Genomic DNA, 14,498 nt, shown 5'->3' on the forward strand with positions numbered 1-14,498 from the left:
GAAGGTAGCCATGAGCAGGATGACTGATAAAACAAAAATTAAAAAAAGCTTGGAAGTTGCCCGGATGCATTACGAAGCCGGGATGGGCCAAGTAGAAATTGCCAAACAGCTGGGACTTTCTCGGCCGACAGTATCCCGACTGCTTCAGTTTGCTCAAGACAACGGCATTGTGCAGATTAAAATTGTCGATCCCTTTTCCAGTACCCAAGAGTTAGAAAAAATGTTGTGCGAAAAGTATCAGCTAAACGAGGCTCACGTGGTATACGCTGAATATGAAAATTATCAAAACGTGACCCAACAGCTCGGAATGTATACGGCTAAGTACTTAGCCAAAGTGGTTAAGGATGGCGACTTAATCGGGGTTAGTTGGGGAAAGACTTTAAATGAAGTGGCGAAGGCGTTGACGCCTCAGCCCGTCGAAGACGTTCAAGTGGTGGAGCTGAAGGGTAGCGTTACCTATTCACCTACGCCAGTTTTTGACGAGGAAGTCTTGATGAAATTTGGCAATGCCTTTCACACCACCCCACACGAATTTCCTTTACCAGTCGTTTTTGAAAATCAAACCACCCATGACGTGGTGATGCAGGACCGCTACATCAAGCGATTAATTGATTTAGGCAAAAAGGCAAATATTGCAATTTTTACCGCTGGGACCATCCGGGACGATGCGTTGCTATTTCAAACGGGCTATTTTGACCAAGGTGACATCGCGCGTATCCAAAAAACGGCGGTAGGTGACATCTGTTCCCGGTTTTATGACCAGGACGGCCAAATCGCGGTTCCCGAAGTGAATAATCGCACCGTTGGAATTGACCTAGCCGAATTGCGTAACAAAGAACGTGCGGTGCTAGTAGCCGGCGGAAAATGGAAGTATGAAGCAATCAAGGGCGCGTTAGCTGGCCAATACGCAAACTGTTTAATTACCGACGTAGCAACCGCCCAACGATTGGTTGACGAATAATTAATTTGAAGGAGGGCTTGTGATGAGAATGGTTGACGTGATCGACCACAAGCGAAATGGAAGCGCTTTAACTAAAGCGGAAATCAGTGCTTTCGTAGAAGGTTATACAAATGGAGAAATTCCAGACTACCAAGCAAGTGCACTATTGATGGCCATTTACTTTAACGGAATGACTGACGAAGAACAGGCTAATTTAACCATGCAAATGTTGAATTCGGGTGATCGGTTGGACCTCTCCGACATTCCGGGAATTAAGGTGGATAAGCATTCCACCGGTGGCGTGGGAGATAAAACTAGCATCCCGTTAGCTCCGATGGTTGCCGCGTTAGGAATTCCGGTACCGATGATTTCAGGTCGCGGACTTGGCCATACTGGTGGAACTTTAGATAAATTGGAAGCGATTCCAGGTTTTGAGGTGGAACGCTCGGAAGCAGAGTTTAAAAAACAGGTTCGTGACATTAAAGTCGCCATCGTTGGGGCGACCGGCAACGTTGCTCCAGCAGATAAAAAAATTTATGCATTGCGCGACGTTACCGACACGGTTGATTCAATCCCGCTAATTGCCGGCTCGATTATGAGTAAGAAGATCGCTTCAGGGACGGATGCCTTAGTTTTAGACGTAAAAACCGGGACTGGCGCCTTCATGAAGGAAGAGGCGGACGCCGTCAAACTAGCGAATGCCTTAGTGAAAATTGGTAAGAGTGTTGGCATGAACTGCATGGCGCTAATTTCAGATATGAATCAACCCCTTGGTAACATGGTGGGAAATGCCCTAGAAATTCAAGAGTCGATTGCAATCCTTAAAGGTGAAGGTCCCGAAGACATCACGGAATTAGTAATGACGTTAGGTAGTCAAATGGTGGTACTTGCCAAAAAGGCGGCCACGTTGGCAGAAGCCCGGGCTAAGCTTGAAGAAGTTGTTGCAAACGGAAGCGCTTTAGAAGTATTCCGGCAGATGATCGTTGCCCAAGGAGGCGATCCGCGGGTTATCGAAGATCCGACGTTAATGCCCCAGGCAAAATACCATTTTGAACTTCCCGCACCCCAAGCAGGTTACGTAACGAAAATGACGGCTGACGAAATTGGGATTGCGGCCATGTTACTTGGTGGTGGTCGTCAGGCCAAAACTGACGTGATTGATTACGCGGTGGGAATTGAATTACACAAAAAAGTTGGCGACGCCGTTGCGGAAGGTGAAAGTTTGTTGACCATTCATAGCAATACGGCGGACGTAGCCAACATTAAGGAACTACTATATAACAACATTGAAATCGGCACGGATGCTCAACCGATTCAATTAGTGCATAAAATTATTAAGTAGTTGTGTTTGAATTTATTTAATAACAAATAGCTAACAAAAAGAGGATGGAACAAAAGTAGGGTAGTTTGCGAGCATTAACTGAAAATTGACCATTATGCCTGAATTGGGCATGATGGTCAATTTTAGGTTACGCGGAACGAGCTGACTTTGGCGCTATTGAAGTCAAAACACCAAAACAACTTTTTAAGGACCTTTTCATCCTGGAAAAGTATTTTTTTCAGCCCCTTTTTACGCATAAAACCGTAATTAACTAGCTTGAAAAGCAGGTTAATTACGGTTTTTTTAATTAAATTTTATATGCGGGTTAATCGGGATTCTTAGCGTCTACTTCACCAGCTTGAACCGGGTCTTCCTTTTTAAGGGTGAAGGTAGCAAACAGGGTGATGGCAAAAACGAATAATCCCATGATTAGGTAAGTGTGTTGGTAGCCAATCACGTCGTACATTTTTCCCGCAACCGAAGAGAAAATGAAGACGGAAACTTGCTTGGCAAAATTAGAAGCAAGCGCGTAAACGGTTGCATAAAGGCGAATGTCAAACGCTCCGGCGATGTACTTCATGATTGAAGTTAGTAACAATGGCATTTCCAAACCGGCTAATAGGCGGAATCCAACCAGCCAAATCCAGTTTGGCGCAAGTGCAGAACCTAAAATACGAAGGGCGGTAATAAACCCGTAAATAATTAAGCCGTTCCGAGAGCCAATTTTATTAATGATCCAAGGCATCGGGAACATCAGGCAAAATTTAATCGCAATTTGAGCTGAGGTCATATAGCTATAAACTAAAGTTCCTTGAGCAGCAGTATGGAAGAACATTTTGAAGAAAATGATGAATTGTTGATCAAAAACGTCATATAGTGCTGAAGCACCCATGTAAAAAATCGCGAGGATCCATAAGTTTTTCAATTTAAAGACCGACATAACGGTTTTTAAATTCAATGAGTTGGATGTGTCGCCGGCAGCTTGGGCATTTTCGAGATCGATTTTATCACTGAAGAGTAGCAATCCGGTTAGAATAATTGCGGCTACCGTACAAGCCCAAAAGATGGAGTTGGGGGACCAGAGAAAGATGGGACCGGCAATTAGTGAAGCAGCAACTCCCGCAACGGAGCCTCCAACGCGGGAGTGGGCGTATTCAAAGCCGTTTGCTAAACTTGCCCGTTGAACGTATTGTTCGATTACGGAAACTCCGCCGTTAAGTACAAAGCTGAGAAAAGTCCCGGTTACAAAGGCCACGAGGAAGGCGTTAATGTGTAAAATCGGCATAAAAACCCACTGGAAATAAGGGCCAATAAAAATCGCGACGATCGAGATGGTTAAAATTAAGGTCTTTTTAAATAATAGCTTATCCGAAACTACCCCGAAAATCGGTTGGAAAATTAACGAAATTCCAGCCATCATGGAAAAAACGGCTCCTGATTCGGTACCGTTTAAATGAGCGACTTGTTCCATCCAGAGGGTGAGATATCCGTTAATGATTGCCCAGATGAAGAAGTAACTAAAATGCGTGAGGGGAAATCCCCAGAAATGTTTAGATTGTGGTTTAGTATTGTTCATGTTGTACACCCCTATTCATAGTTATAAGGTACGGGTTTGCCAAACTCAGGGCGACCGTCCGCCGTCCAGCTAAATGGTTGAACCATGGTGTGACGGTTGGGATCATAAAGCGGATCGCCCTTGATGTCGGTATAGTTACGGCAATGATAAACTAATAAATCAGTTTTACCGTCTTCGGCCACGGTGAAGGAATTGTGTCCCGGACCGTATTGTTGAATGGCCAAATTGCTCTGGAAAACTGGAGTAGGCGACTTAGCCCAATTACGGGCGTCTAATAAATCGGCGTCTTCGTCGATAGTTAGCATTCCCATGGCATAATTTTCGTCAGTAGCACTTGCCGAGTAGGTTAAGAAGTACTTACCGTTACGGTGCAAGATTGCGGGGCCTTCGTTAACCCAGAAAATTTTAGTTTCCCAATCGTATTCAGGCTTGGTTAACATCACTGGTTTGCTCTTGAGGGTCCACGGATTTTCCATTTCAGCGATGTAAATGTTGGAATTTCCTTTGATGGCCGGATCCTTTTGCGCCCAAACGTAGTAAAGACGGCCGTGCGCCTTAAAAACGGTGGCGTCGAGGGCGAAGGTATCTAGCGGCGTTTTTACCTGACCGCGTTCAACCCAATCACTTTCGTCGCGCATGGGGTTAGGATTATCGCATTCTAAGCAATACATCCGGTGTTGAAACATGCCGTTGTGGTCGAATTCTTTAGTGTGGGCAGCGGCAAAGTAAATGAACCATTTTCCATCGATGTAATGTAATTCGGGAGCCCATATGAGCTGGCTCATTGGACCGCTACCATCGGGATGTTTACGCCAAATCGTACGGGGAGCCGCATGGGCTAGTCCATTCAAGGTTTTTGCGCGCCGAATTTCAATCAGATTATAGGCTGGAACCGAAGCGGTAAAGTAGTAATAACCGTCGGTGTGCTTATAAATATAAGGATCCGCCCGTTGTACAATGAGTGGATTAACGTAATCAGTTGCGGATATCATAGTGAGATACTCCTTTTATGAAAATGAATTGTAAAAAATGGTGTGGAAACTTTCGAAAGGTTCGTGAAGCATTTATTACACGAGCAATATATGACCGCTTGAAAGCGTTGTCAACCCTTTTTGTTAATCTTTGGAAGGAATCTGCAAAAAAATCTCTTTGCGTTAACTTTATTATTAAATTAAGCGCTTGTAACCGGTTTTTTATTGGCATATAATTAATTGAAAAGGAAATGTAAACGGTTTGATAATGGAGGGGCATATGCAATTAGATATCTCGGATGCATCGTTAAAAGTTTATGAAGCGCTGGCAAGTTCGGTACGACTTCAAATTATTCGTTTGCTGTCGGATCAACCGATGAGTGTTCAAGAATTAGCCGAAGCGTTAAATTTGAGTAGCCCAATCGTCACTAAGCACTTGAATAAACTGGCGGAAGCAGAAATTATTCATAGTAAACGGCAGGGGCACCAAAAGGTTTCTTCCTTACGAGTGGATACAATTGATATTAAGTTTCCGCGGCAAATTTATCCAACGTTTAGCGTCCACAAAACTGGAATTCCGATTGGGCACTACACTGAATTTAGTGTAAAACCATCCTGCGGGTTGGCGGGGCCAGACGGGTACATCGGCAACGTCGATAACCCTAAGTACTTTATGCTGCCCGAGCGGATGAATGCCGGGATGATTTGGTTTAACGACGGTTACGTGGAATATCAGACTCCCAACTTTATCAATATTGATGAACACTTGGAAATGCTTGATTTATCTATGGAACTGGGATCGGAATTTCCGTTTTCCAACAATACTTGGCCATCAGATATCACCTTTTCTATTAATGGCAAGGAAATTGGAACTTGGCGTTCACCAGGCGACTTTTCTGATGTTCGTGGGAAGTACACTCCGGATTGGGTCCCGGATAACGTTAACCAATATGGAATTCTAAAGACGTTGCGAATTACTGACCACGGCACTTATCTAGATGGGCAACCGTTCACGGAAGTCTGCTTAGCGGATTTGCCCGTTAATAAAGACGTTTGGACGATTCGTTTTGAAATTAAGCCCGATGCCAAGAAGTCAGGAGGCTGTACTATTTTTGGGGAAGGCTTTGGTAATTACGACCAAAATATCGAGTTATCCGCTTTTTATAGCTAAAAAGACCGCCAGCCCTCGGGGTTAGCGATCTTTTTTAATTTAAGTGGTTTAATTTTTCAAGAATGCGCGTAGATCAGCCATTTGACTTTCGATTACTGCCGTTCCTTGATGGTATAGATCCATGAGCTTATTATTGTCCCGTTCTACGCGGGAAACGGTGACCGGTTGTTGGGGCCGAATTACAAAGGCTTTTCCTTCCCGTTCTAAGCGTTCAATCTCCTCAAGGCTTTCGTTGTAACGCCGCGGACGGCTTTCAAAAGCAGAAACAAATTGAGGAAAGTCCCGATACTTCATCCGTACTAGCCGGTTCATTGCTCGGCTATTCTCGGCTTTTCGATAGGTGATGTCGCGCGTTAAAACGATGACTAGTTTTTCGTAGCCCAGTTCTTGAGCACGTTTGAAAGGAATTGAATCCGCAATTCCGCCATCTAGGTATGGTTGGTGATTAACAACCCGGATGCTGGATAGCAGCGGCATGCTAGCGGAAGCTTTGATGGCTTCTTCCTGGCCTTCAGTATCGGTTTTTCGGAAAACGTCAGCCTTCCCAGTCAATAGGTTAGTTGCGGTAATTTCAAAAATTTGCTGGCTATCTTTGTAAGCCATGTAATCAAACGGACTGTAAGCATAACATTCTGGAGAAAATAGGAAGTCCAGGTTGAAAATACCACCATTACGGACTAAATTATTGAAACCAATGTAACGTTTGTCATGTAAGAAATGTAAATTAACATCTTTAGAGCGTCCCTTTTGTTTGGAAATATAATTCATTGCACACATCGTGCCGGCTGAAACGCCGTGAATATACTCGAATTCCATCTCTTGATCAATGAAATAATCTAATACCGCACTGGTGAAAAATGACCGCAGTGCGCCGCCTTCTAAAATTAAAGCTGCTTTTTCCAATGGAATCCCTTCTTCCTGTAGAATCTACAGACGCTATTTTAGCGCTTTTAATGGGTCACTGGCAAACGAGTTTTGGGGAAGGTAAGTGATTTTTAACGGAAGTTTTTAAAAGACGACTTTCTTAAGGAAAAATAGTAAGATGGTGGATAATCAAAGTAAATAAAATACGTGGCAAAGCAGGGAGTGAATTTGATGATAAGAATTATAATTATCGCTTTGATAATCTACGGGATTATTCAAATTCCCTTTATTATTAAAGCGTATTGGGGTAGGCGTAAATACCAGCAAAAAATTAAAGACGGTGAACGACAGAACCAAAAAATAATGGAAGAACAAAAGAAACGGGATCATCGTTAACGTAAAAGAAGTGGAATTAATATTACTATAGGTATGTATGAGCAATCGGTAGCGCGATTAACGCACCAAATAGGGACCGGAGAAATTTTTCTCTAGTCCCTATTTTTGGTTGAGCGGAACAAACTGGCTTTTGGCACACGTTTTGGCTCTATTGAAGTCAAAACACCAAAACAACTTTTTGAGGACCTTTTCATCCTTGAAAAGTATTTTTCTAGTTTTTTCCAGCTTCATTTTTCTAAGCGAGTTTAGCGGATTAGCAACTAACTAATTTTTGAAAAATGAGGGGATTCTTCGATTAGTTTAGTGGTTGATTTAGAGCTAACCGCTAACTCTAACACCTTGGTTGCTAGCCATTTCGTGGTACTTCAGGTACACATCGGCATACGGATGCTCGCAACCTTCGTGCCATGGTTTTACGTGACCGCAGAAGTGAATTAGCTTAGGATCCTCACGAGTTTCCGCGTAGGGCTCCAGCAGCTCGGTCCGCGGTGGGAAAATGGTTTCCATTATGATGTTAGATTGGGCATTCCATTGCGGATGCAAGTGGAGCCAGTCATCATAAAGGTTGGCATTTAAAGCGTCTTGGTCGTGGAAACGCAACTTTTCCGGATTTTGGTTAATGTAATCCAAAACTTTTTGGGTTGTCGACCGCGCCCGCCAACGCACAAGGTCAATTAACATCATTCCCGAGTTAAAGTACTTTTCGTTTTCTTTAGTGATTCCCATCTTTTCTAACCGGTCGTGGAATCCAGCATCCTCTACGGCAGCAATTACGTTGCCTTCAAGGTTAGTTTGCCATAATTCATGCAAGCTTGTGTTAGCGATGATATCGCAGTCCAGATAAATTGCCCGGTTGATGGATGGCAACAGTGCCGGAGCTAAGATGCGGTAGTAAGCCGTTTTAACAATCCGGTCACTTTCTACTGCGTTAGCTAACAATTCTTCGTTAACTTCCACAATTTTAATCGTGGCGTTGTCATAGCGGGCAATGATGCTGCCTAATAACATCATATCGCGATCCGTGAGATGATCAGGTAACAAGAAGAAATTGTATTGGTGATCCGGATCATTTTCCAAAATTGAAACGTAAGAAGTGGCGAGCGCTTGAGTAAAGGCCGAGTTGGCTGCCGAGATAACGTTAATCACTCCGCGGTGCATTTCTAACTCGCCAAGTTCTTCATGATATTCGTCTAAATATGGATGAACGGTGAGGTCCTTCCAAGGCTTCTCGTGAGTAGTGAAGTGGACAATGCTAGGTTCCTTAATGGCTTCGTCGATTAGTTCAGCATACCCCTGGTTAATTGGCCGGTGTTTTCTGAAAATAATCGAGTTTTGTAAATTCCATTTTGGATGAAGGAATTGTACTTCACCAGCTAACACGGCGTTAAGCGCATCCTGGTCGTGGAAAATAATTCGGTCGGCATGGTTTCTGATGAATGCCAAGGTTTTTTCCGTAATTCGATGAGCGTTCCACTGGGCTACGTCAATTACCATAATGCCAGAATTAAAGTAGAGGTTACTTGCGGCAACTACGGGATCGACGCCTAAACGATGCAACGCGAATGCTTGTCCTGTATCAATTACCGCACCTACTGTGTTTTGGTTTAAATTGCTTTCGGCAAGTTCAGTTAGGTCTTTTCGAATTAAAACGTCGACGTCTAAGTAAATTAGTCTGTCAATCTGCCGCGAAGCTAATAGCTTAGGGGCGATGATTCGAAAATATGCAGTTTTATTGATGTGTTGGTTTGTTGGACAAAAATCGAAACGTTCGTCATCGAGATTTAAATACTCAATCGTATGAAAGTTATGCATCAATTTGTCTAGCAGTGCCCGGGTTTGGTCACCAAGGTTGTTGGTTAAAACGATGAAATGGGCCCGGGTTGCTGAATTTAAAGTTTCTAAAGCAGTTTTAATGGTAATGCATAGCTGGTCAGCGTAATTGCGATCCGCTGCCAATAAGATATTAATTTTTTTCAAATTCATCCACCCCTTTTTTGATTTGTGTGCCCATTATATAAATTTATTCGAAATTAAGTAAAGTAATATGCAATAGTTTTGATAAGGAAATCAAAATATTTGCAAACGTAATTTCCCGTATGTATAATTCAGGGCAAGTAACGAGATTGTTAGTTGTTTGAATGATAGGAGGTCACGCAAATGAGTGTAATAGTGCCGATTGAAAGAATTAGGTTGGGAAACAGTGAAGTGGAAACTCCCGGTTTGACATTGAAGGTCACCAACGTGTTACGGGGAGAAAACGCCGTGCTTGGCTTCTTAGATGGCGGGGATGATCTGATCATTTCCGTATTAAAGGCGCAAAATGGTAAAGCTAACATTGGCGACCAATGGATTAAGTTTGAAATCCGCGATCTAGGAAACCAAGTTGAAGTACGGTGTGACGAAACGATTAAAATTACAGATATTTTCGCGCTACTGCAAAACATGTCTCGCAGTTACGTTTAAACGTGTTAATTATTAATAGAAAATCTTTAAAAAGTGTATAACGTTAAACTAATCGTTTCATTAAAAATAAAAAGCCTGAAAACATTTCCAGCCTTTTCAATAATGAATATTTATTCGTTACGATAAAACGAATAAAAAATGAGACCAGCCGCTTATGGGCTTGGTCTCAAATTTTTGTGTTTTTAAGTTAAAATTTAATCTGCTTCGGCGATTTTTTGCATAATGAAATGTGCTGATTTGCGTAACTTATAAAGCTCTTCGTCAGTTAATTGCAACTGAAGCTGTTCAACAATCCCGTCACGACCAATTACGGCTGGGTAAGATAAGTAGGTACCGTATTCTTCCCGGAAGTTAGAAACTGGTAAAACTTCTCGCGCGTCGTTTAGCACTACGTTAGCTAAGCGAACGGCCGCGGCAGCCACGCCATAGTTGGTGTAGTGTTTACCCTTCATTACGTCACCGGCGCCAATCCGAGCTTCTTCATTGATTTCGTGTAAGTCTAAGCCCCGATCATTAGCAATCTCTTTGATGGGCCGATCGAGAACGCGAACCGTTGACCATGCGGTGAATTGAGAGTTGCCGTGTTCACCAAGGTTATATCCGGATACGGAGCGGGGGTCGATGTTGAGTCCCTTAGCAACCGCGCGTTGCATCCGAGCCGAATCTAATAGAGTACCGGTGCCAATCACGTGTTCCTTTGGCAGTCCGGTAACTTCTTGATAGAGCGAAGTGATTACGTCTACCGGATTAGTAATGGCAATAATAATCCCGTCAAAACCGCTTTCCTTAATTTTTTCAGCAACTTCCCGTACTTGTTTGCGATTATGTGGTAATTCCGCAAAACGATCAACGTTAGGATTGTCACTGAGTGAAATTTTTCCGAGTGCTGAAATGATAATATCCGCATCTTTAAGAGCGGCGTAATCGTTAACAACAATATTGGTATGGTAAGTCAGGTTAGCCATGGCATCTTCAAAATCTAAAGCGTCTGCACCAACTTTGGCTTCATTTTGGTCAATCAATACTAAATCGTCTGTATAACCGTTAGTAATTATTTGCTGGGCAACGGCTTGGCCAACGTGCCCCATTCCGATAATTCCAATTTTTCTTGTCACTGCTACCACCTCCACTGTCATTTTAAGCTACGATGTTAAAAAAAGCTACCAGCCGGGTTTGATAAATTGGTATCGTTTTCAGAAAGGGGGATCGAATTAACTCAAAATTACGTGATCGCCATCTTTAGGAGATGTTTTTTAATAAAAGGGCATAATGTGAATAAATTCCAAATTTTTTCACATTTTATAGTTAATTGATACGCAGATGGTAAAGTACATGTTAGAATGACCAGTAGAAAGCCGTTTCAATACTGAATAGATGAGATTATAATCATTTTCTGGTGTGATTGGTTTTTAATGAATAGTTTAAGAAAACTAATGTGGTTTGATTTCATTTTAAATAGGTTCCAAAATATGGTTTAAAGCGTCATTAGTTAGTGGATGAAACAGCACCCCACATTTCCTTTTAAAAGTAATATAAAGTAGCTGTTTTTCAGATAATAAGATGATAAGATTATGAATGTTATAAATTGTACATACTGGGCATTTGATTCGAGAGGTGAAAAAATGAAAGTTGTAATTGCAGCGGATGCTTTCAAAGATTGCTTAAGTAGCGATGAAGTTAACGAAGCAGTTCGTGAAAGTATCTTTAAAATCGATCCAGAAGTTGAAGTAGTAACTGCTGGAATTTCCGATGGTGCATTAGACGGTTTAGATGTTTTAAAACGGTGGGGACGAGAAATCGAGGAAATCCCTTTTAAAACTACCGATTTAATGGGTCGACCAGTAGACGCACCGTATTTAACTACTAACTATAAAAAAGCTCCGTTAGCCATTATTGCAACCGCTAGCACGGCTGGAAAACACCGGATTTTGCCATCACCAGGATCATTCATCCGAGCAACCAGTTTCGGGTTAGGAACTCAAATCCGGGATGCGTTAGGACGCGGTGCAAAACGAATCCTCATTCTTACCGGAGAAACGGGAGTTAGTGATGGAGGATTAGGTTTACTTCAAGCTTTGGGCGTTAACTTTTATGATGAAGAGGGACATTTAATTGGGCGCGACAAAAACTTATTAGCAACCAATTTTAAAGAAGTACGCAATTTAGAAAGCGTAGTTCAACAATTTAATCACGTTGAAATTATGATTGCCACTAATACTGACCGGCCTTATGCAGGCTATCGCGGCGCACAGCGGACCTGGGGAATGGATAAGGGCGGTACCAAAAAGCAAATCGAAGTTTTTGATAAGCGGATGGACGGCTTTTTCATGACGGTTATTAAGGAACTAAACTTGGACTTGCGAGACGTTGCTGGTTTAGGTGTAGATGGTGGAATCGGGGGAGCGTTGGCAGTTCTAGGCGGACAAATCGTTCCAACCGGTGACATAATGGCTAACTTAGTCGGTTTACCACAAAAGTTAGAAGATGCGGACTTGTTTATTACCGGGACCGGGAAAATTTCCCACCATCCGCAAACTCCGCACGTAATTAATCAAGTACTAGATTTAGCGACGAAGATGTCTGTGCCAGCCGTAGCCATCTGTGGACAAGTAGACAATTCAATGCGCCATTATCCGAACGAAAAGGTAGCGGTTTTCTCTATTCAAAGAAGGCCAAGCTCGTTAAGACGTTCGATGGAAACGCGGTACGCTATCGTAAATATTAAGATTGTCACTCGTAATATAATTCGATTGATGAACATGGCCCGCGCTGAAAAATAATTTTTGAAAATGACACAATCCAAGCTGGAAATTGTTGAAAAACAGGCTGGCTTAGTTAAGGATAAAATGTAAGCGATTCCGGTAAAGCGGAAAGCAAAATGGTTTACTTTTAGTAAGTGAGGCAGTATACTGTTTGCACAATTATTTTTAGTAAGGGAGTGCTCATTTGGCAAAAAAGTCTAAAATTGCAAAGGAAAAGAAAATAGAAGAAACGGTAATGCGCTATGCCGCATTGCGCGAAAAGTTGAAGGCACAAAAGGATTACCAAGAGCTTAGTAAGTTGCCGCGGAATGCTTCACCAACTAGAATTCACCGACGCGACGCGTTAGATGGTCGACCGCATGCTTACATGCGCAAATTTCAGCTGTCTCGGTTGAATTTTAGAAAATTGGCGCACGAAGGTCAAATTCCAGGAGTTAAAAAGGCTTCTTGGTAGGGATGAGAGCTGAAAAGTTCCATAAATTAGCGAAGACAATTAGGTCTGCGCTTTTTTTGTACCATTTTTTAGAAAAATAAATAGTAGAAGACTGAGCATTAAATTTACAAAGAAGTACGACTTTTTATTTGAAAATCCCCTGAAAATAAAGTGGTAAGATGGTATATGTACATAATTATATTAGAGAAAGAAGTTTTTTTAGTGAAGTTAAGGACCTTGCTTTATGTCGTCATTTCTACTTTTTTGTTTAGTTCAATGGAGATTGCGCTGAAGGTTGCTGGAGGGACGTTTAACCCGATTCAGTTGAATTTTATCCGCTTCTTATTCGGGGGATTGCTATTATTACCCTTCACAATGAAAACGTTGAAAAAACAAGGACGCCGATTGAAAGGACGGGACATTGCGGCATTTTCAATGACTGGATTTTCGTGCGTGTTAGTCAGCATGACGTTGTATCAACTAGCTATTCAGTTATCACTGCCCGCCACAATTGCGATTTTGCTAAGTGCTAACCCTGCATTTGGGATGTTGATTGGCCTAGTTTTACTGAAGGAAAAGATGTCGCGAACCAATACCCTGGCCGTAATTTTAACGCTAGCGGGATTGTTGGTAATTATTAATCCGTTTAACTTGACCAATCCTTTAGGAATTACGTTAGGTTTGCTAAGTTCCATCACTTTTGCAATTTATGGGATTTTAACCCGACTTAGCTCGAATAAGCTGGGATTTGGCGGAATGACCATGACGTGTTTTTCGTTTATTGCTGGAGCAATCGAGTTAGCGATTTTTATGGCAATTACTCATATTCCGGTAGTCAGCAGGGCTTTTAGTGGGCTAGAAGGATTTAGCGATATTCCGTTCTTCCAAGGGATTACCCTTTCAAATATTCTGTTATTAGCATACATAAGTTTCTTGGTTACGGGGGTCGGTTTTGGTTTGTACTTCGTAGTAATGGGTGAAGCTGGAGTACCGATTGCTTCGTTGATTTTCTTTATTAAACCGGCGCTAGCACCAATTTTGTCGCTGTTGATTTTAGGGGATCCGATTCACTTGAATACCATTGTGGGAATTATAATTATCCTGATTGGATCAGTAGTTACGCTAGTAGGCGAAAAGATTGCGATGAGGATGAGCAAATAAATAAGAGTGCTTTGGCACCCGGGTAAACCGTGAGGACTAACAGAATTACGGGGCTAATCGTGTTTTTTGCGATTGGCCCCGTAATTTAGTTAGCCGGAAGGGTTTGGGTGACAAAGCACGTTTCGACACAGTTGCAGAGTAGGCAGAGATTAACAAGGTTTCGAAATTAATCGCGGTTTAACGACTGATTTCGAAATCAGGTTAACCGGAGAAAATTGGTGGCTGGAGCTTATTTTGACTCAGTAGCTAAGGTGACGTGAGGACTAACAGAATTACGGGGCTGATCGCGGTTTTTGCAATTGGTCCCGTAATTTAGTTAGCCGGAAGGGCTGGGGAGGTAAAGCATGGTTTGCCAAACCCGTTAACGAATTTATAAGAAACTTTATAGGTCGTTCACACTTTAATTTAGCGTATGTACTATAATACATAAATAAGTAATC

The 14,498-nt window shown here is 42.3% G+C and carries 13 protein-coding genes; 8 read left to right on the top strand and 5 right to left on the bottom strand.

Translation table 11 applies throughout. The features are described from left to right. Nucleotides 1-10: 10 nt before the first annotated feature. Entirely contained in the window at nt 11-961 is a 951-nt protein-coding gene (locus HMPREF0623_RS07325; protein ID WP_002830919.1) for a sugar-binding transcriptional regulator, read from the top strand. Between the two features lie 22 nt (nt 962-983). Next, complete coding sequence (locus tag HMPREF0623_RS07330; protein ID WP_004166536.1) at nt 984-2,282, top strand: pyrimidine-nucleoside phosphorylase; 1,299 nt, start codon at nt 984-986, stop codon at nt 2,280-2,282. Between the two features lie 304 nt (nt 2,283-2,586). Here the strand turns inward: HMPREF0623_RS07330 and HMPREF0623_RS07335 are convergent, their stop codons facing one another. Both HMPREF0623_RS07335 and HMPREF0623_RS07340 read right to left on the bottom strand, forming a co-directional pair. Then, on the bottom strand, nt 2,587-3,837 hold the full coding sequence (locus HMPREF0623_RS07335; RefSeq protein WP_004166538.1) for an oligosaccharide MFS transporter: 1,251 nt from the start codon (nt 3,835-3,837) through the stop codon (nt 2,587-2,589). 11 nt (nt 3,838-3,848) lie between these two features. Beyond that, nucleotides 3,849-4,829 (bottom strand): glycoside hydrolase family 43 protein, encoded by a 981-nt coding sequence (locus HMPREF0623_RS07340; RefSeq protein WP_004166540.1) that lies wholly within the window; start codon nt 4,827-4,829, stop codon nt 3,849-3,851. A gap of 259 nt (nt 4,830-5,088) precedes the next feature. Between HMPREF0623_RS07340 and HMPREF0623_RS07345 the strand changes: the two genes are divergently transcribed. After that, nucleotides 5,089-5,979, top strand: coding sequence for an ArsR/SmtB family transcription factor (locus tag HMPREF0623_RS07345; protein WP_002830578.1), 891 nt, complete (start codon nt 5,089-5,091; stop codon nt 5,977-5,979). Nucleotides 5,980-6,027: 48 nt separating this feature from the next. Here the strand turns inward: HMPREF0623_RS07345 and HMPREF0623_RS07350 are convergent, their stop codons facing one another. Further along, nucleotides 6,028-6,882 (bottom strand): patatin-like phospholipase family protein, encoded by an 855-nt coding sequence (locus tag HMPREF0623_RS07350; protein WP_002830577.1) that lies wholly within the window; start codon nt 6,880-6,882, stop codon nt 6,028-6,030. A gap of 192 nt (nt 6,883-7,074) precedes the next feature. Between HMPREF0623_RS07350 and HMPREF0623_RS09670 the strand changes: the two genes are divergently transcribed. Next, nucleotides 7,075-7,239, top strand: coding sequence for a hypothetical protein (locus HMPREF0623_RS09670; RefSeq protein WP_002830928.1), 165 nt, complete (start codon nt 7,075-7,077; stop codon nt 7,237-7,239). Between the two features lie 318 nt (nt 7,240-7,557). Here the strand turns inward: HMPREF0623_RS09670 and HMPREF0623_RS07355 are convergent, their stop codons facing one another. Further along, complete coding sequence (locus HMPREF0623_RS07355) at nt 7,558-9,222, bottom strand: glycosyltransferase family 8 protein (protein ID WP_004166544.1); 1,665 nt, start codon at nt 9,220-9,222, stop codon at nt 7,558-7,560. Nucleotides 9,223-9,396: 174 nt separating this feature from the next. Here HMPREF0623_RS07355 and HMPREF0623_RS07360 point away from each other — a divergent pair, with 174 nt between their 5' ends. Further along, complete coding sequence (locus tag HMPREF0623_RS07360) at nt 9,397-9,702, top strand: hypothetical protein (RefSeq protein WP_002830575.1); 306 nt, start codon at nt 9,397-9,399, stop codon at nt 9,700-9,702. 194 nt (nt 9,703-9,896) lie between these two features. On the opposite strand, the gene HMPREF0623_RS07365 is transcribed toward HMPREF0623_RS07360, so the two are convergent. Continuing rightward, nucleotides 9,897-10,817, bottom strand: coding sequence for an L-lactate dehydrogenase (locus HMPREF0623_RS07365; protein WP_002830932.1), 921 nt, complete (start codon nt 10,815-10,817; stop codon nt 9,897-9,899). A 507-nt stretch (nt 10,818-11,324) separates the two neighbouring features. Here HMPREF0623_RS07365 and HMPREF0623_RS07370 point away from each other — a divergent pair. The 3 genes from HMPREF0623_RS07370 to HMPREF0623_RS07380 all read left to right on the top strand — a co-directional run bounded on the left by HMPREF0623_RS07370 (nt 11,325) and on the right by HMPREF0623_RS07380 (nt 14,058). Further along, nucleotides 11,325-12,482 (top strand): glycerate kinase, encoded by a 1,158-nt coding sequence (locus HMPREF0623_RS07370; protein WP_002830573.1) that lies wholly within the window; start codon nt 11,325-11,327, stop codon nt 12,480-12,482. Between the two features lie 166 nt (nt 12,483-12,648). Then, the gene (gene rpsN, locus HMPREF0623_RS07375) at nt 12,649-12,918 is read left to right on the top strand and encodes a 30S ribosomal protein S14 (protein WP_004166548.1); all 270 of its coding nucleotides are present in this window, start codon (nt 12,649-12,651) and stop codon (nt 12,916-12,918) included. 165 nt (nt 12,919-13,083) lie between these two features. Further along, nucleotides 13,084-14,058 (top strand): DMT family transporter, encoded by a 975-nt coding sequence (locus HMPREF0623_RS07380; protein WP_002830936.1) that lies wholly within the window; start codon nt 13,084-13,086, stop codon nt 14,056-14,058. Nucleotides 14,059-14,498 lie beyond the last annotated feature (440 nt).

Source organism: Pediococcus acidilactici DSM 20284, from assembly GCF_000146325.1.
In the GTDB taxonomy this organism is placed as follows: domain Bacteria; phylum Bacillota; class Bacilli; order Lactobacillales; family Lactobacillaceae; genus Pediococcus; species Pediococcus acidilactici.